The sequence below is a fragment of the Halorussus lipolyticus genome (assembly GCF_029338375.1).
Classification (GTDB): Archaea; Halobacteriota; Halobacteria; order Halobacteriales; family Haladaptataceae; genus Halorussus; species Halorussus lipolyticus.
On record NZ_CP119804.1, the window covers coordinates 861321 to 882453 of the forward strand.

Annotated in this window: 26 protein-coding genes and 1 tRNA gene; 10 read left to right on the plus strand and 17 right to left on the minus strand. The window is 64.8% G+C overall.

All coding sequences use genetic code 11. The features are described 5' to 3' along the window. Window positions 1-4: 4 nt before the first annotated feature. Window positions 5-148 (minus strand): rubrerythrin-like domain-containing protein, encoded by a 144-nt coding sequence (locus P2T57_RS04350; protein ID WP_276301257.1) that lies wholly within the window; start codon window positions 146-148, stop codon window positions 5-7. A 268-nt stretch (window positions 149-416) separates the two neighbouring features. On the opposite strand from P2T57_RS04350, the gene P2T57_RS04355 reads away from it, so the two are divergent. Beyond that, window positions 417-1190, plus strand: a complete 774-nt coding sequence (locus P2T57_RS04355; protein ID WP_276301258.1) for a DUF7504 family protein — start codon at window positions 417-419, stop codon at window positions 1188-1190. A 45-nt stretch (window positions 1191-1235) separates the two neighbouring features. Further along, on the plus strand, window positions 1236-3401 hold the full coding sequence (locus P2T57_RS04360) for a CHAT domain-containing protein (protein ID WP_276301260.1): 2166 nt from the start codon (window positions 1236-1238) through the stop codon (window positions 3399-3401). A 4-nt stretch (window positions 3402-3405) separates the two neighbouring features. Here P2T57_RS04360 and P2T57_RS20335 read toward each other — a convergent pair whose 3' ends face one another. Together P2T57_RS20335 and P2T57_RS04365 are read right to left on the minus strand one after the other, a co-directional pair. Next, window positions 3406-3555 (minus strand): DUF7503 family protein, encoded by a 150-nt coding sequence (locus tag P2T57_RS20335; protein ID WP_420028513.1) that lies wholly within the window; start codon window positions 3553-3555, stop codon window positions 3406-3408. A 217-nt stretch (window positions 3556-3772) separates the two neighbouring features. Then, window positions 3773-4144: a thioredoxin family protein gene (locus P2T57_RS04365; protein WP_276301261.1), complete on the minus strand. Its 372-nt coding sequence runs from the start codon at window positions 4142-4144 to the stop codon at window positions 3773-3775. Between the two features lie 162 nt (window positions 4145-4306). Between P2T57_RS04365 and P2T57_RS04370 the strand changes: the two genes are divergently transcribed. Continuing rightward, a complete protein-coding gene (locus tag P2T57_RS04370; protein ID WP_276301262.1) occupies window positions 4307-5365 on the plus strand; it encodes a PLP-dependent cysteine synthase family protein in 1059 nt (352 codons plus the stop codon). Here the strand turns inward: P2T57_RS04370 and P2T57_RS04375 are convergent. Continuing rightward, complete coding sequence (locus P2T57_RS04375; protein ID WP_420028524.1) at window positions 5362-6072, minus strand: GIY-YIG domain-containing protein; 711 nt, start codon at window positions 6070-6072, stop codon at window positions 5362-5364. The genes P2T57_RS04370 and P2T57_RS04375 overlap by 4 nt on opposite strands. Further along, complete coding sequence (locus P2T57_RS04380) at window positions 6069-6491, minus strand: DUF6884 domain-containing protein (protein WP_337250811.1); 423 nt, start codon at window positions 6489-6491, stop codon at window positions 6069-6071. The genes P2T57_RS04375 and P2T57_RS04380 overlap by 4 nt, the downstream gene beginning before the upstream one ends. A gap of 366 nt (window positions 6492-6857) precedes the next feature. On the opposite strand from P2T57_RS04380, the gene P2T57_RS04385 reads away from it, so the two are divergent. Together P2T57_RS04385 and P2T57_RS04390 are read left to right on the plus strand one after the other, a co-directional pair. Then, on the plus strand, window positions 6858-7163 hold the full coding sequence (locus P2T57_RS04385) for a hypothetical protein (protein ID WP_276301265.1): 306 nt from the start codon (window positions 6858-6860) through the stop codon (window positions 7161-7163). A gap of 52 nt (window positions 7164-7215) precedes the next feature. Beyond that, the gene (locus P2T57_RS04390) at window positions 7216-7938 is read left to right on the plus strand and encodes a hypothetical protein (RefSeq protein ID WP_276301266.1); all 723 of its coding nucleotides are present in this window, start codon (window positions 7216-7218) and stop codon (window positions 7936-7938) included. Window positions 7939-7945: 7 nt separating this feature from the next. Here P2T57_RS04390 and P2T57_RS04395 read toward each other — a convergent pair whose 3' ends face one another. The 6 genes from P2T57_RS04395 to P2T57_RS04420 form a co-directional block, all read right to left on the minus strand. Then, window positions 7946-8401, minus strand: coding sequence for a DUF5804 family protein (locus tag P2T57_RS04395; RefSeq protein WP_276301267.1), 456 nt, complete (start codon window positions 8399-8401; stop codon window positions 7946-7948). A gap of 49 nt (window positions 8402-8450) precedes the next feature. Further along, window positions 8451-8954, minus strand: coding sequence for a CHRD domain-containing protein (locus P2T57_RS04400; protein ID WP_276301268.1), 504 nt, complete (start codon window positions 8952-8954; stop codon window positions 8451-8453). 62 nt (window positions 8955-9016) lie between these two features. Beyond that, entirely contained in the window at window positions 9017-10270 is a 1254-nt protein-coding gene (locus P2T57_RS04405; RefSeq protein WP_276301269.1) for a tRNA sulfurtransferase, read from the minus strand. 412 nt (window positions 10271-10682) lie between these two features. Then, entirely contained in the window at window positions 10683-11894 is a 1212-nt protein-coding gene (locus P2T57_RS04410) for a methionine adenosyltransferase (protein ID WP_276301270.1), read from the minus strand. Window positions 11895-12120: 226 nt separating this feature from the next. Next, on the minus strand, window positions 12121-12672 hold the full coding sequence (cyaB, locus tag P2T57_RS04415) for a class IV adenylate cyclase (RefSeq protein WP_276301271.1): 552 nt from the start codon (window positions 12670-12672) through the stop codon (window positions 12121-12123). A gap of 380 nt (window positions 12673-13052) precedes the next feature. Further along, entirely contained in the window at window positions 13053-13511 is a 459-nt protein-coding gene (locus P2T57_RS04420) for a pyridoxamine 5'-phosphate oxidase family protein (protein ID WP_276301272.1), read from the minus strand. 166 nt (window positions 13512-13677) lie between these two features. On the opposite strand from P2T57_RS04420, the gene P2T57_RS04425 reads away from it, so the two are divergent. The 4 genes from P2T57_RS04425 to P2T57_RS04440 all read left to right on the plus strand — a co-directional run bounded on the left by P2T57_RS04425 (window position 13678) and on the right by P2T57_RS04440 (window position 16621). Continuing rightward, window positions 13678-14103, plus strand: a complete 426-nt coding sequence (locus P2T57_RS04425; RefSeq protein ID WP_276301273.1) for a DUF7522 family protein — start codon at window positions 13678-13680, stop codon at window positions 14101-14103. A 115-nt stretch (window positions 14104-14218) separates the two neighbouring features. Further along, window positions 14219-15517 (plus strand): phosphoribosylamine--glycine ligase, encoded by a 1299-nt coding sequence (purD, locus tag P2T57_RS04430; RefSeq protein WP_276301274.1) that lies wholly within the window; start codon window positions 14219-14221, stop codon window positions 15515-15517. 93 nt (window positions 15518-15610) lie between these two features. Beyond that, window positions 15611-15982 (plus strand): DUF7344 domain-containing protein, encoded by a 372-nt coding sequence (locus P2T57_RS04435; protein ID WP_276301275.1) that lies wholly within the window; start codon window positions 15611-15613, stop codon window positions 15980-15982. 153 nt (window positions 15983-16135) lie between these two features. Continuing rightward, the gene (locus P2T57_RS04440) at window positions 16136-16621 is read left to right on the plus strand and encodes an acyltransferase (RefSeq protein WP_276302080.1); all 486 of its coding nucleotides are present in this window, start codon (window positions 16136-16138) and stop codon (window positions 16619-16621) included. 15 nt (window positions 16622-16636) lie between these two features. Here P2T57_RS04440 and P2T57_RS04445 read toward each other — a convergent pair whose 3' ends face one another. From P2T57_RS04445 to P2T57_RS04460, 4 genes are all read right to left on the minus strand, one after another. Next, entirely contained in the window at window positions 16637-17140 is a 504-nt protein-coding gene (locus P2T57_RS04445; RefSeq protein WP_276301276.1) for a hypothetical protein, read from the minus strand. A gap of 1 nt (window position 17141) precedes the next feature. After that, on the minus strand, window positions 17142-17927 hold the full coding sequence (locus P2T57_RS04450) for a mechanosensitive ion channel domain-containing protein (protein ID WP_276301277.1): 786 nt from the start codon (window positions 17925-17927) through the stop codon (window positions 17142-17144). Continuing rightward, complete coding sequence (dacZ, locus tag P2T57_RS04455; protein ID WP_276301278.1) at window positions 17927-18742, minus strand: diadenylate cyclase DacZ; 816 nt, start codon at window positions 18740-18742, stop codon at window positions 17927-17929. Before dacZ ends, P2T57_RS04450 begins: the two co-directional genes overlap by 1 nt. Before the next feature lie 174 nt (window positions 18743-18916). Beyond that, window positions 18917-19001: transfer RNA gene (locus tag P2T57_RS04460), tRNA-Leu, on the minus strand. Window positions 19002-19373: 372 nt separating this feature from the next. On the opposite strand from P2T57_RS04460, the gene P2T57_RS04465 reads away from it, so the two are divergent. Continuing rightward, a complete protein-coding gene (locus tag P2T57_RS04465; RefSeq protein WP_276301279.1) occupies window positions 19374-19703 on the plus strand; it encodes a cyclin family protein in 330 nt (109 codons plus the stop codon). 285 nt (window positions 19704-19988) lie between these two features. Here P2T57_RS04465 and P2T57_RS04470 read toward each other — a convergent pair whose 3' ends face one another. Continuing rightward, on the minus strand, window positions 19989-20477 hold the full coding sequence (locus P2T57_RS04470; RefSeq protein WP_276301280.1) for a phosphopantetheine adenylyltransferase: 489 nt from the start codon (window positions 20475-20477) through the stop codon (window positions 19989-19991). Between the two features lie 61 nt (window positions 20478-20538). After that, complete coding sequence (locus tag P2T57_RS04475) at window positions 20539-21114, minus strand: helix-turn-helix domain-containing protein (protein WP_420028525.1); 576 nt, start codon at window positions 21112-21114, stop codon at window positions 20539-20541. Window positions 21115-21133 lie beyond the last annotated feature (19 nt).

Here is a 21133-nt window from a genome sequence, read left to right on the forward strand (position 1 = left end):
CGGGTCACTCGCGGGGCACGGCGATGTTCCGCATCTCGCCGCCGCACTCCGGGCACGTCCCCGGATAGCTGTCGGCCTGCTCGCGGTGGCGACAGCCGTTACACTCGTAGGTTCCCCCACCGGCCTCGTAGGAATCTTCCCGAACCATGAGCATAGTTACCGATAGACACAGTATTAACCCTTCTCCTAATTCGATACTGTTCTCTACTAGGTGTTTTACCCTGTCTAGGGATTCGGTCGGGAGTTCGCCTGTGGGCATCCCACCGGTCGGCACTCTTTCCCGCACCTCGCCGACTCGGCGACGAGACGACGAAAGTTCCGATTCCGTGCAAACCGGTTCGACTCTGCCTGCTTGCAGATTTCCGCTGTCCGGCGTGCGAAAGTTTATTAACTCTACATCTTCAACGATTCGGCGAATGAGCGCAGGGAGTTCCGGCAATCGGGGTGGCGACTCGGGGAGCGACGCCGTGTCGGACGGCGGCGAGCGATTTCTCGACGTGCTCCGGGAGTTACAGTCCGAAGGCTGTAATCTCCTCGTCGTGGGGGACGCGCCCCGGCGACTGTTCACCGCGGCCAGCGGGAGTCTACTGGGGGGCACCGACGAGCGCAGGTACCGCCTGCTGGCGGTCACCGACGCCAGTCCCCAGAGCGTGGTCGAGCGACTCCCCGACCCAGACGAGACGCCGGGCGAGTTCGCCGAGACGACTGAAATCGTCAACCACGCCTCGCCGCCGCGGTCTGTGGTGAGCGCCGACCGGTCCTCGGACCCCCAATCCGAACTGCCGCCGCTGGGCGACGTCTCCGAGCGCCGGGTCGTTGACCCCCAACTCGCGGGTTTGCAGGCCGAACTCGCCGAGTCGATGGCGGCGTTCAACCGCCACGCCGGCGGCCTCCGCCCGGCCCAACTGCGCGTGGGCGTCGATTCGCTCGGCGCACTCTTCGAACACTACGACGAAGATGTCGTGCGCCGGTGCCTCCAAGTCGTCACCGGGTACGTCCGGGACTACCGGGCGATGGGCCACTACGTGCTGGCCGAACCCCTCGAAAGCGACCGGGTTCAGCGTCTCGCCGACACCTTCGACGCCGTGGTCGAGATTCGCGCGGTGGACTCGGCCGAACGCGGCCACGACGCCGAGGAGCGCTGGCACGTCTCCGACCGCGACCTGACCACCGAGTGGTTCCCCATATGACCGCGGGCGTCGCCCTCCAGCGAACCCGGTTCGAGGTCTGTCACCATGGGACCAGAAATTAACTCGCTGGGCGAACGAACTGGCGTCGAGATACTCGACCCAATCGAGAGCAACCGCTACGTCTTCCACACGCCCGAGGAGGTCACGCCGACGCCGACCGATACCGAGGCGTTCACCTTCCCGGTATCGGTCGCGCGGCAGTTCGTCACCTCGGCGTTGACGATTCCCGAGAACGTCACGGCCGCGGTACGCGACGACGACGGGTCGCACCTCAGGGACGTGGGCCACGAGCAGACCCACGAACTCGACGCCGACGACTACCTGCTGGAAGTGAGCGCGCCCATCAAACTCTACGTCAGGTTCGCGTCCGCACTCACCATCGACGCCACCACCGAGCGAATCCGCATCGAGTTCGACGGCCCGACCGCGGTCGAGGTCGGCGCGCGGTCGTCGCACAACTCCCCCGCCGACACGATTACGGTGCCCGACGACCCCGAGGACGCGATGGAAGCGATTTCGGCGTTCTCCTCGGCGCTCAAGACGACTTCGCCCGAGCGGTCGTGGCCCACGCTCCGGGGCCATCCGCCCCGCGTCGAGCGCGGCGACGAACTCTCGATTCCCGACGGCCTCGACGCGCCCGACACCGGCATCACGATTCGGGTTCCCGCGGACTACGAATACCTCTACCCGGTCGCGCCGCTGGCGTACTACCTCGGGGCCGAAGTCGTACCGGGCGAGACGCCGCGGTTGACCACCGACGAGGACTTCGAGCATCGCCTCGACACCTACCGGGGCTTCGAGGACGAGGTGGCGCGAGTGCTGAAACAGGTGTTCGCGCTGGACTGTGCGACCCGGACCGAGGGCTTTCACCCGATGGACCTCACCGAGCGTCGGGCGATTGAGGCCGTCGCCGACCTCGACTTTCCGGACCTCTACGACGCCTCGCCTGCCGAGCGACTGGCGGCGTACCTCTCGGTCCCCGCGCCGGTGTCGGACGACGCGATGACCCTCTGGAGTCGGGTGACCCACGTCCGGCCGACCCCCGAGAGCGTCGAACTCCTCCCGTTCATCGTCAACGACCTCTCGCTGGTCCGAACCAAGTCCGCCGCTCCGGAACCGTCGCCGACCGCCGACCAACAGGACGGACAGGACGCACAGGGCGCAGAGCGTACCCGCCAGCAGGACGCGCTGAGTTCGTTCAAGCGCAGTTCGGGGTTCGCTGACCTCGACCTGCCCTCGCCGCCGAGCGAGCAGACCGCCGGGGTCCCCGACCAGAGCGAGTACGTCCCCCTGCCAGAAACCGACGCGATGGAGCGAGCGTGGGTCGGCGACGGGACGCCGGTCCACGGCGCGAAGCTCCTCGGGTCGGCGTTCGACCGGGACCGCCTCGAACCCACCGACAGCGTCATCGACGTCATCGTGGTCTGTAACGACGAACAGATGCGCGAGGAGTGGGATACCGTCTCGGAAGTCTACGGCACGCGCGACGTGGTGGCGTTCGACGTGGACTGTCGGTTCGGCGTCTCGACCGACGAACTCCGGGACCTGTTGGCCGAGGACCACGACCTGTTTCACTTCATCGGCCACATCGACGGTCGGGGCTTCGCGTGCCCTGACGGAATTTTGGACGCCGAGACGGTCTCGGAGACCGGCGCGAAGACTATCCTCCTCAACGCCTGTCGGTCCCACGACCAAGGCGTCGCGCTGGTCGAGGCCGGAGCGCGGGCCGCAATCGTGAGTTGGGGCGACGTGGGCAACCTCGGTGCGGTCGAAGTCGGCGAGACGTTCGCCCGCCTGCTCAACTACGGTTTCGGCGTGGGCATCGCGCTCGAAATCGTCGAGGAGTACACCAGCATCGGTCGCCACTACGTCGTGGTCGGCGACCCGAGCGTCTCGGTAGCCCAGTGCGAGGACGGCGGGCCGAGACTCTACGAACTCGACTGGGAGGCCGACGCGCCGCCGGGTCCCGACGACGAGGTAGCCACGACCGTCACCAGCCATCCCTCGCCGGAGTACTCCACGGGGTCGGTGGCCGACTCGTACCTCGTGAACGACGAGGACGCCGACTTCCACCTCGTGCCCGGTTCTCAGCAGTTCACGAATACGGGGAAAGAAATCGAATCGGTGTTGGGTGACTACTCCGCGCCGATAGTCGTCGGCGGCGAACTCCGATGGACCGATAAGTGGTTCGGCGGCGACGCCGCCGAATAGCGCGTTACGGCCCCTGCGACGAACCGCCTCCTCCCGCCACGACGGGCGCAACTTCGGTTAGCAATAGCGTGAGTGCCCAGAGGGCACCGAGCAGTTTCGGATTCTCTGCGACCCAATTCTGGATTTCGGCTCGACCGATAGCTTTGCTTCGCATCGCAAATTAGCATTCTCAGGCTCTGAAATTCTAATTTTCTAATACTTTGTAACAGAAAAATTTAATTTAAAACTAGATGTAATGTTAAGATGAGCAGACGAGTCGAAGACAAATAAATATTTGTCGGCCACTGCCGGCATCGAAGGTCTCGAATTGGGTACTTAAGCCGCAAAAAGTGTCGAAACGTCGCGTCGGCGTTGCGGTCCGTCGCGCTGGGCTACACCATCACGTCGGCGTCGAGGAGTCGGTCGGCGACGTACTGGGCCGGCGGGTAGTCCTCGCTCTCCTCGAACCGCGCTATCTCCTCGCCCTCGTGTTCCACGACGATGGTCGGGATGAGGGTCACGTCGTACTCCTCGACGCCCTCGCCGTCCTTGTTCTGGTCCACCTCGTGGACTGCCACGTCGTCGTCCGAGACGCCCGCGGACTCCAGCGCGGCGAAGAAGTCCGGCAGGGTAGACCGACAATCTTTGCACCAGTCGGCACCCCAGACTCGGTAACTGACCTCGCCGACGCCCGCTTCGAGGGCGTCTACGACTTCGCTGTGCGCTTCGGCGTCCCACGTCGGATTCGGTTGGGCGGTCTCCATGCGAGGAGGTAGTCGCTTGAGGGGTTTAGACCCACGGGTCCCGGTGGGTCGCTCCGCGCCAGTTACGAGTTGACGACCGACCCCCGACTCGTCCCGAAAACATCCGGCATATCCTGCCCCAAGCCGTCATTCGTTTATACGGTCCGTGCTTATTCGCAGGTAATGCAAGACTCTATCCTCGACGCGGTGGGGTCTCCTCTCGTGAAAGTCGCTTCACCCGAGGGAGCGACCATCGCGGCCAAAATCGAGGGGTTCAACCCCGGCGGGTCGGCCAAGGACCGACCGGCCCGCGAGATGATAGCCGCCGCCGAACGCGCAGGCGAGATTTCCCCCGGCGACCGACTGGTGGAACCGACCAGCGGCAACACCGGCATCGGCCTCGCCGTCGCGTCTGCGGCACGGGGCTACGACCTGACCATCGTGATGCCCGAATCGAAGTCGCCCGAGCGCCGGAAACTGCTGAAAGCCTACGGCGCGGACCTCGAACTGGTCGAGGGCGAGATGGAGTCGGCCCGCCGGCGCGCCGACCGCATCGCCGAGGAGGACGGCGCGGTCCAGATGAGCCAGTTCGAGAACCCCGCGAACGCCGAGGCCCACTACCGGACCACGGCCGAGGAGATTCTCGAACAGGTCGAAGGGCGGGAAATCGACGCCTTCGTCGCGGGCGTCGGCACCGGCGGCACCATCACCGGCACGGCCTCCCGACTCCGCGAGGAGTTCCCCGACATGGAGGTCGTCGCGGTCGAACCCGAGCGGAGCGCGGTCCTCACGAAGGAATTGGCGGACGAGTCGGACGAGGCCCACTCTATCGGCGACGACGACTATCAGGGGATGGGACCGGGGTTCGTCAGCGACCTGCTGGAGACGGACTTGTTGGATTCGGTGGAGACCGTCGCGCTGGAGGACGCCGAGGACGAGGCCCGCAGACTCGCCCACGAGGAGGGCATTCTGGTCGGCCAGTCGTCGGGCGCGGCCTCGGTCGCCGCCCGCCGGGTCGCCGAGCGCATCGCCCGACCCGAACTCAACTGCCCCGAAGCGCCCGAGAACCTCGGGGACCTCGCGGACGAACTGGCCTCGGACGGCGGGGAGTCCTCTGCCGGAACACCCGCAGAGGTCCAGTCCGACGGCGGCGCGCTCGACGGTTACGACGACTGCCCGCTGGTCGTCACGGTCTTCCCCGACAGCGGCGAGCGGTACCTCTCGACCGGGATGTTCGACTAGTCCCCCATTTCGGCAACGTAGTCTTCGAGTACGTCCAAAAATTTCGGGTCGTAGCTCTCTCCGACGTGGTTCACGTTCCACAAACCGGACCGACGAATTTCTGCACTCGGACTATCCTTCCCCAACCATCCCGTATCGCGGGCGTCGAGCGAGTTCTGCTGATAGTTGCTCAAAAGTGCTATCGCATTCTGTTCGATGTACGCACGGTCGCTATCCGGACCCGGTTCGTCGTTCACGTCCACCCAAAGTAACGGCATTCCACGAACGTAGAAACTCACTCGCTTCTCCATGTCGTATTCTTCGTCCCGCAGACCGTCTTTCGGGGCACTCGACCCCTCTCCCCAATAGGAATACTCGTTGGTCAGCCCTTCACGTTCGATAAGTGCTTCCCCGATTCGAAGCCGAAAGACGGAGCCTCGGTGGTTTCCACCGTCTTCGTGACCACCGCTGAACGTTCCCCTGTGGCCGCGAAGGCGGTCCCATAGCTTCGTCCCGCTTCCGGTCGAAACAGCGTGGGTACCGACTCTGGATACCCGTCGTTGGTCGTCGTCGGCACGAGTCGATTCACGAGCAAAGAAGAAATACACTCCTCGCTCGGGCCAATCCATATGCCCGGTCGAGTTCGCCAGATACCGGTACCCGTCAACCCGCTCGTGGAGTTCGGAAAGCAAATCGTAGAATCTATCGAGGTCGGCTCGCCGAGTCATAGGTCCTCCATCTGGTCGTTGTACCACGAAAGCGATTCACCGTATCGAAGTCCTTCGGTCGGTAACTCGTGTTCGACCTCGCCGAGACCAGCCAACAGCGGTTCGTAGTAGTCCTTCCCGGCGTGAATCACGAGTCGCTCGTTGGTCACGTTCTGCTGACGGAGTTCCGTCGCAACGTCGGCACCCCATTCACGCCGTTCTTCGGCGTCGAGGTCCGAGAGGGCGAGGTCGTACGGTTCTATCGCGGGACCATCTGGCTTCAGTAATCCGTGTTTCGCCGAGAGAATGTACCACGTATCGTGAAACTCCGCACAATACCGACGGGCTTTCTCGAAAAGTATGGATTCCATGTAGAGGTCCCTCGGTTGGCTCGCTTCATCTGTCTTCGAACTCGAACAACTCACAAGTCCAACATCCATACGTCTGTTCACAGCCCTAATCGCCGCTTAAATCTTTGTTTCCGTAGACGAAAACTCACCCGCCGATTTCTGTGAACTCCTCTGGCCGTCTTCTTCGCTCGACGGCTACGACGACTGCCCGCTGGTCGTGACGGTCTTCCCCGACAGCGGCGAGCGCTACCTCTCGACCGGGATGTTCGACTAAGCCCAGAAGCAATACTATTCGTTCCTTCGCAACTGAGTTCCTATTCTAGGGAACTTTTGAGTTATGTTTGCTCGGTATCTCCGCGACCTCCCGTCAGCCGTCTCTCACGATTATTTCGGCCGGGAACCGGACACCAAAAAGTACTTGTTGTCCCTCGATTCGACGTAGCCAGAGCCTTTCCGATGATACTCTGGCAGACTGCGAAGCGATGGACGTACAAGGGCCGCAAGTGCGAGATTCAGCGGACCGACGTGGACGACGCGCCCCAGTTCCGCGGCCTCGTGGAAGTCGAGACCGGTCTCTCCGACCGGGCGCTCGATTCTGCGCCGGTGGCTGACCCCCGGCGGAAGAACCGGCCCGAGCGTCACGACGAGGGCGAGTACCGCGAGTGGGTCTGCTTCTCGTGGCCCGACGCCGGCGACGGTCTGTCGGCGCTCCGCGAGGCGGTCCACGACCTTGCGGAACACGTCGCCGAGACCGAGGTCTAATCCCGGACCGAACCGGAAACACCTACATTTCGGAACGGCGATTGGTCGGACGATGGACGAGACGCTGACCCGACGATTGGTGACTCGCTGGCGACTCTACCTGTGGTCGGTCGGCGGCGGCCTCGTGGCCGCCGGACTCGTGGTCTCGACCGCGTTCGACCCCGGTACCCTCACGCCGACGACCCGGACAGCGGTCCGGGCCACCGCGGGCGAGTTCTACCCCGGTCTCGCGTGGCCCCACGCCGCCGGCCTCGTGATGGCGCTCTATCAGGGACCGTATCTGGTTGGCCTGTTCGGCGCGATTCTGGGCTTCTCGCTGGCCTCGGTCCTCGTTCACGGCTGGCAGTTCGGGAGCGTCACGACCGCGACCGAATTGGACCACGACGCCGACCGAGCGACCGTCGAGTCGGTGCTGGCGGTGGTCGGCGTCCACGGCGTCGTCCTGACGACAGCGGCCTCCCTCCCGACGCTGGCGTTCTTCACTGTCCAGAAATCGCTGGTCAACCCCTTCGGCGCGTGGGTCGTCCTCGGCCCGGTGGTCGCGGTCGGTTGCGCGCTCGCCGGCGGATTGGCGCTCGTGGCCGCCGGTCTTGTCGGCGACGCGGTTGCTCGGGGCGCAGTCGCGCTGTTCGCGTTCGCCCCGCCGCTGGCCGGGATACAGGTGGCCCACGTCGCACCGACCCGCCATCTGCGAGTCGGTCTCGCCGGAACCGGGTTGCTCCTCGCAGTCTTCGGTCTGGTCGGGTGGCGATTGGTGGTGCAGAGAACAGCGTGAGTCCGACTTAGCCGCCGAACTCGGATTCGGTCACGCGGACGACCACGGTGTCTTTCACGTCTCGGAGGTCGTAGGCCGGAATTTCGCCGTCGCGCCGGGTCAGGTACATCGGTTCGACCAGTTCTTTCTCCTCGGTCAGGCCGTAGACTTTGAGATATTCTCCGGTCTCGGCGGGGTCGATTGCGCCGTCCCGGACCGCCTCGGCGAGGTCCCGTGAGAGCCACTCGTCGTCGCTCACGCTGGGTTCCAGCACCAGCGCGTCGTCGGTGAACCGCACGAGGTACCAGTTCAGGTCGTTCAGCAGTGCCACCGCAGAGCCGAGGCTGATGGTCTCGGCCGACAGCGAGTTTCGGTACTGCTCCCGGAGGTCGTAGGTCGCCAGCGCCTCGCGGGCAGTCTCCCGCGAGACGAGTTCGGCGCGCAAGTCCACGTCCTCGGAACCGACGAGACACACCCGAGTCACACCTGTTCGGTGGTCCCTACGTCCTAAAGCGATTTCGTTCCGCGGCGATTCAGGTGTCTAGCGAACGAATCTGGCCTCGAATCTCTCCCGATGGATGGGCGGTCGTGTGGACGTTGACGTAGACGTTCTCGTCGTGCATCTGGTCGGCCATCTCGGCCGCGTCGGTCAGGGGCCAAATCATCTCGTCGTCGTTCAGCGCGCCCGACGACAGCAGGCCGGTCTTCGAGACAGGCTCCGGTGCTGGCCCGAACAGGTACGCCACGACGTTGCCGTTCAGGTCGGGCGGTCCCTTGTGGATGTGGGCCTCGTCCACGTCCTCGATGCCGGCGACGACGAGCCAGTAGTCGATTCGCTCCTCGTCGGGACCGACGCTGAAGACTGCGAATCCGAGGGCATCGGTCTGGACCGGCGGGCGCTCGTTCGCGCCGGTCAGCAACGCGCCGAAAGCGTCTGGCTCGGCGGTGGCGGTTCGCGTCTCTCGTCGGAGCGCGGGCCACCCCGCCGCGGCGCTCCCGAGTGCGGTGAGAACTGCTCGTCTGGTGTGTGCGGTCATCTTCCCCAGTCCCGACCGGAAGCGCGACGGACGCGAAGAAAACGGTTTCGCCGACTGCTTCCTCAGATGTCCACGATGGTCGCGTTGTCGGCGGCCTCCTTCGCCCGCTCGTAGAGGCCCTCGGGTTGGGCGTTGTCCACGATTTCGGCCGTGGCGTTGGTCTCGGGGTAGTCGGGCGCGATTCGGTTGCACCCCGCGGGAATCGTCGAGTCCCGGAAGGTCCCGATTCGCCGGGCGCGCTGGGTGATGTCGGTCTTGTCCATCGTCAACAGGGGGCGCAGAATCGGCATCTCGGTTGCCATACTGGTGACGCCCAGATTCCGGGCGGTCTGGGACGACTTCTGGCCGATGGCCTCGCCGGTCACGATGCCGGTGGCGTCCTCCTTCCGGGCGATATGCTCGGCGACGCGGTACATGAACCGGCGATAGACCAACATTCTGGCCGGGCCGACCTCCTCGCCGAGGAGGTCCATCACGTCGCCGGCGGGCACCTTCCGGACGCGCATGTCGTAGTTGGGCGCGAACTCGGCGAGGCGGCGGACCGTCTCCATCGCGCGGGCCTCGTGGTCGGGACCGCCGTAGTCGCCGAGTTCGAGATAGACCGGCACGATGGGTGCGCCGCGTTTCATGACCTCCCACGCGGAGACGGGCGAGTCGATGCCGCCCGAGACGAGCGCGACGACCTTGGCCTGACTCCCGAGGGGCAGGCCGCCGGGACCGTCGCGCTGTTCGGTGTAGACGAACGCCTCGTTCTTCCGGCACTCGACCGAGAAGGTGGTGTCGGGATTGGTCAGGTCCACCTCGGGGTCGGGCAACTCCTCGAAGACCGCCGCGCCGCCGTCGCGCTCCAAGTCCTCGCTGGTGAACGGGTGGGCGTCGGCGTTGCCGGCCCGGCGAGCGCGGACGGCGAAGGTGTCGCCCAGCACGCTCTCGGCATCGTTCTCGTTTCCGTTAGAATTGTTTTTGTTTCTCAAAGGATGGTCTTCGTTGTCCTCGGCGTCGGCGTAGGCCCGAGCGGTCCGGGCCAGCGCGTCCACGATGGCCTGCTTCTCGGGCGAGACCACGACGGCGGGACTCGCCGACCGGACGCCGAAAGTGTCGGCCGCGGCCTCGGTCGCGGCATCGACCGATTCCGAATCCGCGTGGAGGAGTATCCGCGACCAGCGGCGTTCGACCTCGGCGTCGATGTTCCGGTCGCGGACGATGGCTTCGATGTTGTCCCGGAGCCGTCGCTCCATCTCGGCTTGGACTTTGCCGCTCTTGACGCCGATGTCGGCGTGGCGGACGAGGACCGTCTCGGCTCCGGGGGGTCGCATATCCGGGGGTAGACGTGACGGGAATAAACGGCCTTCGGTTGCGAGGCGGGAAAACCGTCTCCCGTGGAGATGGGAAAACAGCCTTCGGTTGCGAGGCGGGAAAACCATCTCCCGTGGAGATGGGAAAACAGCCTTCGGTTGCGAGGCGGGAAAACCATCTCCCGTGGAGATGGGAAAACAGCCTTCGGTTGCGAGGCGGGAAAACCATCTCCCGTGGAGATGGGAAAACAGCCTTCGGTTGCGAGGCGGGAAAACCATCTCCCATGGAGATGGGAAAACAGCCTTCGGTTGCGAGGCGGGAAAACCATCTCCCGTGGAGACGGGAAAACCGCCTCGGAAACCATCACGAACCCGATTCAAGTTCGATTGCGAACCCGAAGCGAGGAAAAGAGAGAAATCCGGCGCGGAGCGTTCAGAACGTCGTGAGTTCGCCGTCGATGACGCGCTCGGTGATGGAGGTCACGTCGGCGAGTTCGCGGTCCACGATGTCCACCACGTCGGCCTCGATGTCCGAAATCTCGACGCCCTCCTCGGTGACGACCTGCGCGTCGGCCACGTGGGGTTCGTCGATGGGCCGGCCGATTTGGGAGAGGAGACGAATCCGGAGGTCACGAATCCCGTCCACCTCGGCGACGACCGACTCGGCGATTTCGGTGCCCAGCAGGTTGTAAATCTTCCCGATGTGGTTGACGGGGTTCTTGCCCGACGTGGCTTCCATCGACATCGAGCGGTTGGGCGTGATGAGACCGTTCGACCGGTTGCCCCGGCCGACAGAGCCGTCGTCGCCCATCTCGGCGCTGGTGCCCGTGGTGGTGAGATAGATGTTCTCCTCGGACTCGCCCTCGCCGTCGGCGGTGTTGACGTAGACGCTCACGTCGCGGTCGGTGTACTCGTGGGCCACGTCGCGGACGAACTCCCGGATGGCCTCGATGGTGTCGTCGTAGTCGGCGCGGTCCTCGATGTACTTGTCGATGAGGGCGGCGGCGACGGTGATGTCGATGGAGTCGGCCTCGCGCTTGCCCATGATTTTCACGTCCTGTCCCAGCGCGGGATTGTCGTCGGCGAACTCGCCGTTGAGTCGTCGCTCGGCGTTCAGGACGATGCGCTCGGTTTCGGTCAGGGGCGCGTGGCCGACGCCGAAACTCGTGTCGTTGGCCATCGGGACCGTCACGCCGTCCTCGCCGAAGACCTCCTTGAGGTCGCCGCTCCCCTCGCCGAGTTTCACGTCTACGATGATGTCGGTGCCGAAGTCGAGTTCGGGGAAGTGTTCGCCGAGGTACTCGCGGGCGGCCTTCAGCGCGATGGTCTCGGTGGGGATGGTCTCGCCCTCGTACTCCTTGGTCGCGCGCCCGACGATGAGGAGGTAGATGGGTTCTATCATCTCGCCGCCGCCGAACTCGGGGTCCGCGCGTCCGGCGACGAGTTGGGTCTCGTCGGTGTTGTAGTGCAGAACCTTACCCACTCGGTCGAGGTAGGCGTTGGCGAGCGCCTGCGAGACGCGCTCGGCGATGCCGTCGCAGATGGAGTCGGGGTGGCCGAGGCCCTTTCGCTCAACGATTTCGATTTCTTGGTCTTCGACTGCCGGTCGGTGGATAGGTTCGACTTGGATGTTCCGTTCGGTCATTACCCTGTCCTATCCGGTCACGGATTCTATAACTTGCGGAAACGAAGTGGGGTATCGGCGATAACCTCCGGTTATCTGGTTTCCCGGAAAATTCGGCCGATATTTCGGACGCAGACCCTGAAACCAAGTGCCGGGCAGGGGCTTTCGAGACCCTTCCTCCGGCACCTGTCAGATGACGCAACTTCGATTTAGGAGTCGCTGGACTCGGACCGACAAACTAGCTCGGCTACTCCTCAGACGCTTCGAGGAGCAGTCCCAGATACGAGGTCCGAATCTGCTCGTCGGGGTCGAGACCGAGGTCCCGAAGCACGCTGTAGGCCTTCTCGCGGGCGGATTCGACCTCGCTTTCGCCTTCTACTTCGGTCTCGACCTCCACGAACTCGCCCAGACCATCCACCGCGTCGAGGGTGACGGTGTAGCCGTCGAGGAGGAACCGCTCGCGCTCCTTGCGGACCGTCGCGGCGGGGTCGAACCCGAGCGCCGCGAGGAGATTTCCGGTCGCTTCGCCCTCCTCGACCACGGTCTCTATCTCCTCGCGGGTCTTCGACTCGGCCTCCACGAGCGGCCCCTTGTAGGTGAGTTCGGCGAACTCCTCGGCGTCTGCAGGGGTCTCGCGGCGGACGCGCAGGGCCTCGTCGGTCTCGGCGAACTCGCGGTGGGGCGCGTCGTAGTAGGTGTCCTCTTGGGTGACTTCGTTCACGGGTTCGGCCCCGAGTTCGGCGAGGCGTTCGCGGACCTCGTCGTGGTCGGCCGGGACCTTGACTTCGACCTCGTACATTCGGATTGTGGTTGGAGCGGTCGGGTTTTCGGAATTGCGTTTTGGAGGAGTAGGGGGAGAAGCAAGCCTCGGTACAACCGTGAACTGTAGAATCGCCACGGTGATATCTTTTGAAGCCCCCGGACGGTCGCGGTCGCTGGCCGGCATATCCGGGCCTCTCCGCACTACCCGGCCCGGATAGAGGCCGACCAGCGACTACAGTAAACGCTGGAAGACAAACCGCGTCTTCCAAGGTCACACTCACTTCGTTCGCGTGACCGCGACCGGCCGGCCCCTTCATCCCGCCCGTGCGGTCGCTCAATCGAGCGTTCGCCGGTGGCTTGGTTCACCGAGCGAACCCTCGGCGGTGAGTCGGCCGAGCGCCCACGCTCCGAAAGGGTCTATTCCCCGGTGGCGACTCCCTGCATCCGGTCGGTGTAGTCCCAACTGTAGACCCGGCGGGGGTTGACCCGGATGCGGACCTCCTCGCGGTCCTCCGAGAGGAGCCACCTCGCCAGTTCGGAATCGGTGCCCCCGAGGTACCGCTCCAGCAGGTCCCGGAGGACCGCCTTGCCTTCGTCCTCGGCGAGACTGGTTGAACCGTTGCCCCGCACGCCCCGGTAGGGCGGGTGGTTGGACGACACCTCGAAGGCGATTTCCGAGTCGTTGCGTAGGTACCGCACTACGTCGGCCTCGGCCCACGTCGAACACTCGAAGGTGCCGTTCCGGTAGCGGTACCACAGTGCGACCATCCAGAGCGACTCGTCGGGCCGGTGGCACGCGAGGCGAATGGGAATCGCGGCGTCCCGGAGGTACGATTCGACTTCCTCCTCGGTCCACGCGCCGGTGAACTTTGTCATGCGGGATGATACCACTTCGCGGAAGATAGTTCTCCGGTCGCTAGGTGGCGGAAATACAGAGGTTGCTTTAGTATATATAAACATATGAGAAAGAAATATGAAGTTAGTCGTTCTCCTATCGAACTGCTAGGTAGCTTGATGCTCCGTCGCCACCTAGGACAGTCGTATGACCAGAACAGACATCTCTGAATCCCTCAGCGACAGCCTCGTCAGCACTGCCCGGACCGCGCTCGGCGACACGCTCCGAACCATCGTCTACTTCACGCCCGAGGAGTTCGACGTTCTCTACACCCGGTCGGACCTCTACGGCGGCGACCCGGAGCGCACGCGCCGGGTCAAAGGCCGGTTCGTGGACAACGAGCGACTCGGGTTCGGGTCGCAGGAGACCTACCGCGAACTCCACGAGGAGGCCGACTCCGAACCCGACATCGGCGAATACGAGTTCACCGTCCGGGTGTTCTCCGACGGGTTCGTCAGTCGAGTCATCGTCGGGGACCACGGCGTCCTGCTGACCACCGACAGCATGGACATCCAGAGTTTCGAGGAGTTGGCCGTCTCGCTCCGGAAAGTGCTGGCCGAGGACGCCGCCTGAATCGCGCCGTTTCGCGCCGTTTCGCCCGCGAGAAATCTCCGCCGAACCACATTCTTGCATACTTTCGACAGCGATAAGAGCAACCTTTACACTCCCGTGCCTACTTTCTCCGGGCATGAGCGAAACAGTCCTGTTGGTCGGCGGCGGCGGCCGCGAACACGCGATTGCTCGGGCGCTGGCGGAGAGCGACGCGGACCTCTACGCCTGCGCCGGAAACCGCAACCCCGGCATTTCAGCCATCGCCGAGGGCTTCGAGACGCTGGAGACCGAGAACCCCACCGCGGTCGTCTCCTACGCCGAGGAGGTCGGCGCGACGCTCGCAGTCGTCGGCCCGGAAGGCCCGCTCGCTGGGGGAGTCGCCGACGCGCTGGACGACGCCGGCATCTACGCCTTCGGCCCGAACGAGGCCGAGGCCCGCATCGAGACCGACAAGGCCTACCAGCGCCGGTTCATGCGCGAACACGACGTTCCGGGGTGTCCGGACTTCGAGACCTTCGACGACATGGAGTCTGCCTGCGAGTTCATCGACGACTACGACGGCGACTTGGCGGTCAAACCCGCCGGACTCACCGGCGGTAAGGGCGTCCGCGTCATCGGCGACCAAGTGACCCCCGAGGAGGCCAAGGAGTACCTCCGGAACTCCGACTACGACCGGGTGGTCTTGGAGGAGCGACTGGTCGGCGAGGAGTTCACGGTCCAAGCCTTCGTCGCCGACGGCGACCTGCGCGTCACCCCGGCGGTGCAGGACCACAAGCGGGCCTACGAGGGCGACGAGGGGCCGAACACCGGCGGCATGGGAAGCTACAGCGACTCGGGCCTCGCCCTGCCGTTCATGTCCGAGGACGACTACCACGAGGCCGTCTCGGTCCTCGAAGCCACCGTCGAGGCCTTGGGCGACTACAAGGGCGTCCTCTACGGCCAGTTCATGCTGACCGCCGAGGGCGTGAAGGTCGTGGAGTTCAACGCTCGCTTCGGCGACCCCGAGGCCATGAACACCCTGCCCGTCCTGAACACCGACCTCCTCGACGTGTTGACCGGCGCGCGCGACGGCGACCTGCCGGAACTCTCCTTCGCCCCGAAGGCGACCGTCTGCAAGTACGCGGTCCCCGAGGGCTACCCCGAGAATCCCACCGCAGGCGCGAAAGTCGAAGTGGACGAGGACAGCGCGGGCGACGCCCTCCTGTTCTACGCCAGCGTGGACGAACGCGACGACGGCATCTACACGACCACCTCCCGAGCGTTCGCCGTCGTGGGTGTCGCCGACTCCATCGCCGACGCCGAAGAAATCGCCGAGGACGCCCTCGCCGTCGCCGGCGAGGAGGGTCTGGACGTGCGCCACGACATCGGCAAATCCGACCTCGTGCAAAAGCGCATCGACCACATGGCAGAGCTTCGCGGCGAGCAGGGCGAGTAAGGTAGGCTAAGCGACGGTTACCGCTGTTCAGGGTCTGCCTACCGCCCGTGCAGGCGATTCATAACAAACCCACTTCTGGCCGTTTCGCCGGGCATGTCCCTGAGCGACGACGCCTCCTCCGAAGACCCGCCCGCCGATTCGCTGACGACCGACCAAGTGTTCGACCTCTTGGGGGACGGCCAGCGTCGGCGTGCTATCGGCGTCCTCCGTGAGGCCGACGGCACGGTAGAATTGGACGAGTTGGCCGAGGAGACCGCGGCCCGCGGGGAGAACGCGGACCCACGAGACATCTCCGAAGACCGGCGCGAGCGAACCGCGGCGATGTTGCACCACGCCCACCTCCCCCGGTTGGAGGACGCGAACGTCGCCGAGTACGACCCGATGGCCGGCGAGGTCGAACTGACTGAACTCGCCGAGGACTTGGACCCCTACTTTGAGGTCATCGAGGCCAACGCTTCCGAGTGAGATGCCCGAGACGAGGCGGTCTGACTAGCTACTTTCAAGGCCGAACCCGCCCAAACTCAGTCCGTGCCCGACGAAACGGACGACCCCCGAGACCGGGATACTCCCGACGAGCGAGACGGTTCCGACGCCGAGGAGACCTCACGCCACGACCGAATCGCCCACCACGCCACGCCGGGACCGGGCAACTCCCTCCAGTCGTGGACGCGGGCCAAGCATCCCCTCCGCGTCGCGTTGAACTACGCCGTCATCGTCCTCGCGCGCATCTCGCCGAGTCTGCAACTGAAGACTCTCCTCCTGCGGAGCATCGGCGTGACAGTCGGCGAGGGCGTCTCGTGGGGCCTCGAATCCACTCCGGACGTGTTCTGGCCCGAACTCGTCACGGTCGAGGACCACGCCATCATCGGCTACGACGCGACCATCCTGTGCCACGAGTTCCTACAGGACGAGTACCGGACCGGCGAGGTCCGAATCGGCGAACGCGCGATGATAGGCGCGGGGGCCATCATCCTGCCGGGCGTCGAAATCGGCGAGGGCGCGAGCGTGGCCGCCAACTCGCTGGTCACGCAGGACGTGCCACCCGGTGAGACCGTCGCAGGGGTGCCAGCGAAACCGATGGGAAGCGACGAGTCGCCGGACTAACCCTCGTCTGTCTGTTCAGCCAGCCAGCAGGAATCGCCGGACGCCGAACTCCGCGAGTCCGAGGAGACAGATAGCCGCGACGAGGAGGGGACCGAACAGGAGGGGGTAGAGCGCGATGGGGTCGGTCTCGCCCCCGACGCCGAGAAAGAGGACCAGCACGGCGACCGTGGCGGCGAACGCACCGACGAGGGGCGCGACGAACCGAAACCGGGCGTAGAGGTAGTAGGGAACCGCGACCTGCGCGCCGATGACGAGCGCGTTCAGGACCACCACGACCGCGAGAGTTGCAGGCCGGTCGGCGGCCGCCGGTGGAAAGCCCACCGTCGCCAGTCGCGCACCGGCCCAGACCGCGAGACAGAAGACGGCGTAAACCGCGCCGCCGCCGACCGCGAGGAGGGCCGGACGAGGGAGCGACTCTCGGAAACCGTAGGGAACGGTCGCAACGAGCGCGCCGACGAAGCAGGCGACAGCGAGCGTCAGCGCGTCACTTCCCAAGACGGGGTCTGGGGTTCCCGGCATCCTACTCCCGAATCCGGACGACGCCCTGCTCGAACACCCGGCTGTTCGGAATGATGTACTCCTCGCCGTCGTTCTCGATGCGCGTGACGAACACGTCAACCTCTTGGACGATGCCCCTGTCCTCGCCGACCCGGACCTCGTCGCCGATGCCGTAGGGCTGGTTGAGCAGGAGGTAGACTCCCGCCGCCGACGAGCGCAGGAGGTCCCGGAGCGCCACCGCGCCGAGCAGGATGATGGCGAAGGCGTAGGCCCCCAGCAGGATGAGGAGGGCCACGACGGCCACGCCGAGTTGCCCGAGCGCGACCAGCGCCGCGAGGTAGACGATGGTGTACTTGACCAGTCGCGGGATGAGACCGACCTCGGGGAGTTTGACCGACCGCAGGCGCTCGCCGACCACCAACTCGGCCTTGTCGGCGACCACGAACCCGACGATGAACACGAGGATGGCGATGAACAGGTCGGGGATAAAGGTTAGCACGCCGTTCCAGAACAGGCGGGCGTTCAGCAGTTCCGCGACGTTCAGCGCGATGAGGACCACCACGCCGTAGATGAACCACGAACTCAGACGCGAGACCAGCGAGACAGTATCGGTTCCCAGACTCTGGGCCGTGCGCTCGAAGGGGGTGCGCTCGACTGCCTCGGGGACCCCTGCCGCGGTCAGAAGTCGCCGATTGAGTCGGCCGATGACGTGGCCGCCGACCCCACCGACGACGAGGATGAGGAGGGCGAGGACGAACTGGAACTGGTCTCGGAGGAGGACCGAGAAATCGACCTGCGCGAGGGCCATCAGTACTCCTCCGGGTCGAGTTCCAGAACCAGTTCACCACCCTTGAACGCCCGGACCAGTCCGTCGCTCTCCGAGAGGACGATGGCGGTGGCGTTCGTCTCGCGGGTGATTGCCCCGGCGGCCATGTGGCGCGCGCCCAGTCCCTTCGGGATGTCCACGCCCTCGGCGGAGGGTTCGAGGTAGCGGTAGGCCGAGACGATTTTGCCCGCGTCGGAGATGACGAACGCGCCGTCGAGGCGCGAGAACTCCTTGAGCATCACGTTCACGATGGGGTCGCCGACGTGGACGTGGGACTTCTCGAAGGGGTTGTAGCTGAGGGGCCGGGACTTGTTCATCACTTTCCCGGCGTCGCCGACGACGAACAGCGCGCCGACCGGTTTGCCCTTCTGGCCCTTCTGACCCAACTCGATTGCGACCTCGAACACGTCCCGGATGACGCCGGGGTCGGCCCGCGAGTTGGCGAACAGGTCGTAGACCCCCGAGTGCATCGAGTCGCTGGCCTGCGCTCTGGTCACGGTGTCGATGCTGTCCTCGAACATGCCGACCGCGCAGACGACCACGTCGCCGTCCTCGACCAGTCCCTGTTCCATCGCGCCTTCGACGCCGAACCGGATTCGCTCGTGAACGTTGTCGAACTCCAGCGGGAGTTCCACGAACGAGTCGGCCCCCACCGAGTTCTCGGGGCCGACGACAACGAGGTCCACCTCCGCGTCGAGGTCCGCGTAGCGGTCGTAGTAGGAACCGCTCGGGGAGAACAAAAAGACGGCGTCCGCATCGTCGGTCACGTCCACCAACAGTTCGCTCACGTCAGCCATTACCCGAAACGACTCAGCGACCGGAGAAAAGGTTTGTGGGGACATATGTCGCCAACCCGTCTGTTCGGGTCCGAGTGACGTTCCGGGGACTGCATGGCGTTGCTCCGGGAAGGACAGAATAGATGGCAGATGGTTGGTGGATTTTCTCGACGTGGAAAATGTATACGTGGAAAATGCGCGGGACCGGATTCGAACCGGCGGACCCCTACGGGATAGCGTCCTAAGCGCTACGCCGTTGGCCTGGCTTGGCAACCCGCGCGCATCCCCCAATTCCGGCGAGGCCGATAAGAAACTGTCGTTCTCTGCGAGACCCGCGCCGGGTGGGCACGCGGTACGGTCAGATGCTACTACGGCGACCAGAGAAACCAAAACAATCAGTAGGGAATTGAAATTGTTTCCTTACAATACATGTACATTTGCCTAAGACGCAAGAAGGACCAGACCACCGGAGCGCCCGCCCGGCCGAACCACCGTGGGTTGGGTGAAGGGGGCTTCAAGAGGACAGCACCCAAGAGTTCTGCTGTCCGCACTCGTCGTCATCGAAAAACGCGAGGACCAAATAGAGATTTATAGCGCGATTCTCTCAAGCATCCCCGAGATACTTATGTAACCCCAGACGCAACCAAATTTCGTGTATCGGGCACGCGACCACGTGGAAAACGAGCGTTGGCTGGCCGAAATCGAGGAGTCCGCCGACCGGTTAGCACTCGGGACCGAGGCCCGTTCCCGAGCGACCGACCTGTTCCTCTCGACCGTCTCCGAGTGGGACGACCCAAGCGACCGGGACGCCGACTCCCGGCGGGCCGTCGCGGCGGCCAGCCTCTACGCCGGGTCGCTCATCGAGGGCGACCAGCGGTCCCAGAGCGAGGTTGCGGAGGCCGTGGGGGTCGCGCGACTGACGATTCAGCAACGCTGGAAGGAACTGCTTCGGGAAGCGGGTTTGGAACCGCCGTCTTGGTGAGGTACTGGAAACGGTGCAGTAATCGGGATTGGTCTCGGTAGAACTGCGACCGCGAACCGCAGAATCGCTGGAGTGGTGTCTTTTTGAAGCCCCCGCCGGTCGCGGGTCACACTCGCTTCGCTCGCGTGACCCGCGACCGGGCGGCCCCTTCATCCACCCAGACGCAATTGCTCCACCGAGCGCGTCCTCGTGGAAAGTGTCACCGAGTGCCCCCGAGGACCGCCGGCGCTCCTCACTTCCAGTGGAAAAGGACAGCAGTCTGGAGAAACCAGCAGTCGAGTCGTCTCAGCGTTCGGCGTCTCGGCCGTCGCGCTCGGGGGTCAGGTTCCCGTGTTCGTCGATTTCGCCCTTGACGATTCGCGTGCTGGAGATGATGTCGCCGTCCTCGGCCTCGACGTGGGGCACGATTTCGACTTCGAGCGGGTCGAATCCGCGCTCGTCTCGAATTTCGTTGATGCGCTCGGCACCGTCGGTCGTCTCGGGCGAGACCACCAGCGCGTCGAACTGCGGTTCGGTGGCGATGCCGGTCGGTTCGGTCAACTCGCGGACCTCGAACTCGCGGTCGTACTCGTCGGCGAACTCGGCGAGAATGGCCTCCAAGTCGGCTTTTCGCTCCTCGAACGGGCGAACGTACCGGTCCTCGTGGCGCGTCTTCGGTGCGAGTTCGTCGCTGGTCAGTCCGACCGTCACGTCGCCGACCTGAAACGCACGCTCGAACAGCGCCCGGTGGCCGTCGTGGACCGGGTCGAACGTCCCGCCCAAGGCAACCCTCATACCCCCGCGAAGGGTTCCCCGCGGCTTAGTGCCTTCGGAATAGCGGCCGATTCGCTGAATTTTACTCGTCGTCGGACTCGCCGGATTCGTCGGTTTCGCCCGACTCCGTGGTCGAATCGTCCGATTCGCGCTCCTCGACCCGGATGCTGACCGGTTCGGTGGTCTCGACAGCGTCGGTCCGGTCCGACCGGTCGTCGGATTCGAGGTGCGTGTCGAGGTTGAACACCGTGTTGAGTTCGTCTTGGACCTGCCCGACGATGCCGCCGACCAGTTCGCTCGGCGCGATGGCAGTGTACTCGTAGGGGTTGTTCCCGGCCCCCTCGCTCTCGCGCTTTCGGCGCTGGACCTTCTCCTCGTCGTGGAGTTCTGCCAGCGACTCCCGAACCGTCGAGGGGTACAGACCGGTCCCCTCGGCTATCTCCTCGCTGGTGCTGTGGGGATGCTGGCGAAGGTAGACGTAGATTCGCGCCCGCGTCTCGGTGTCCAGCACCCACGACAGCAGGTCCACGATGCCTTGGTCGAACTGGTCCACTGCCCGGTCGGCCTCCTCCTCGAGGCGCTCGCGGCCCTTCGAGATGCGGTCGCGCTCCGGGTCTTCGACCTCCTGCTCGACCGAGAGGGCCTTGTCGCCGGCCACCTCGACTGTGACCTCCTCG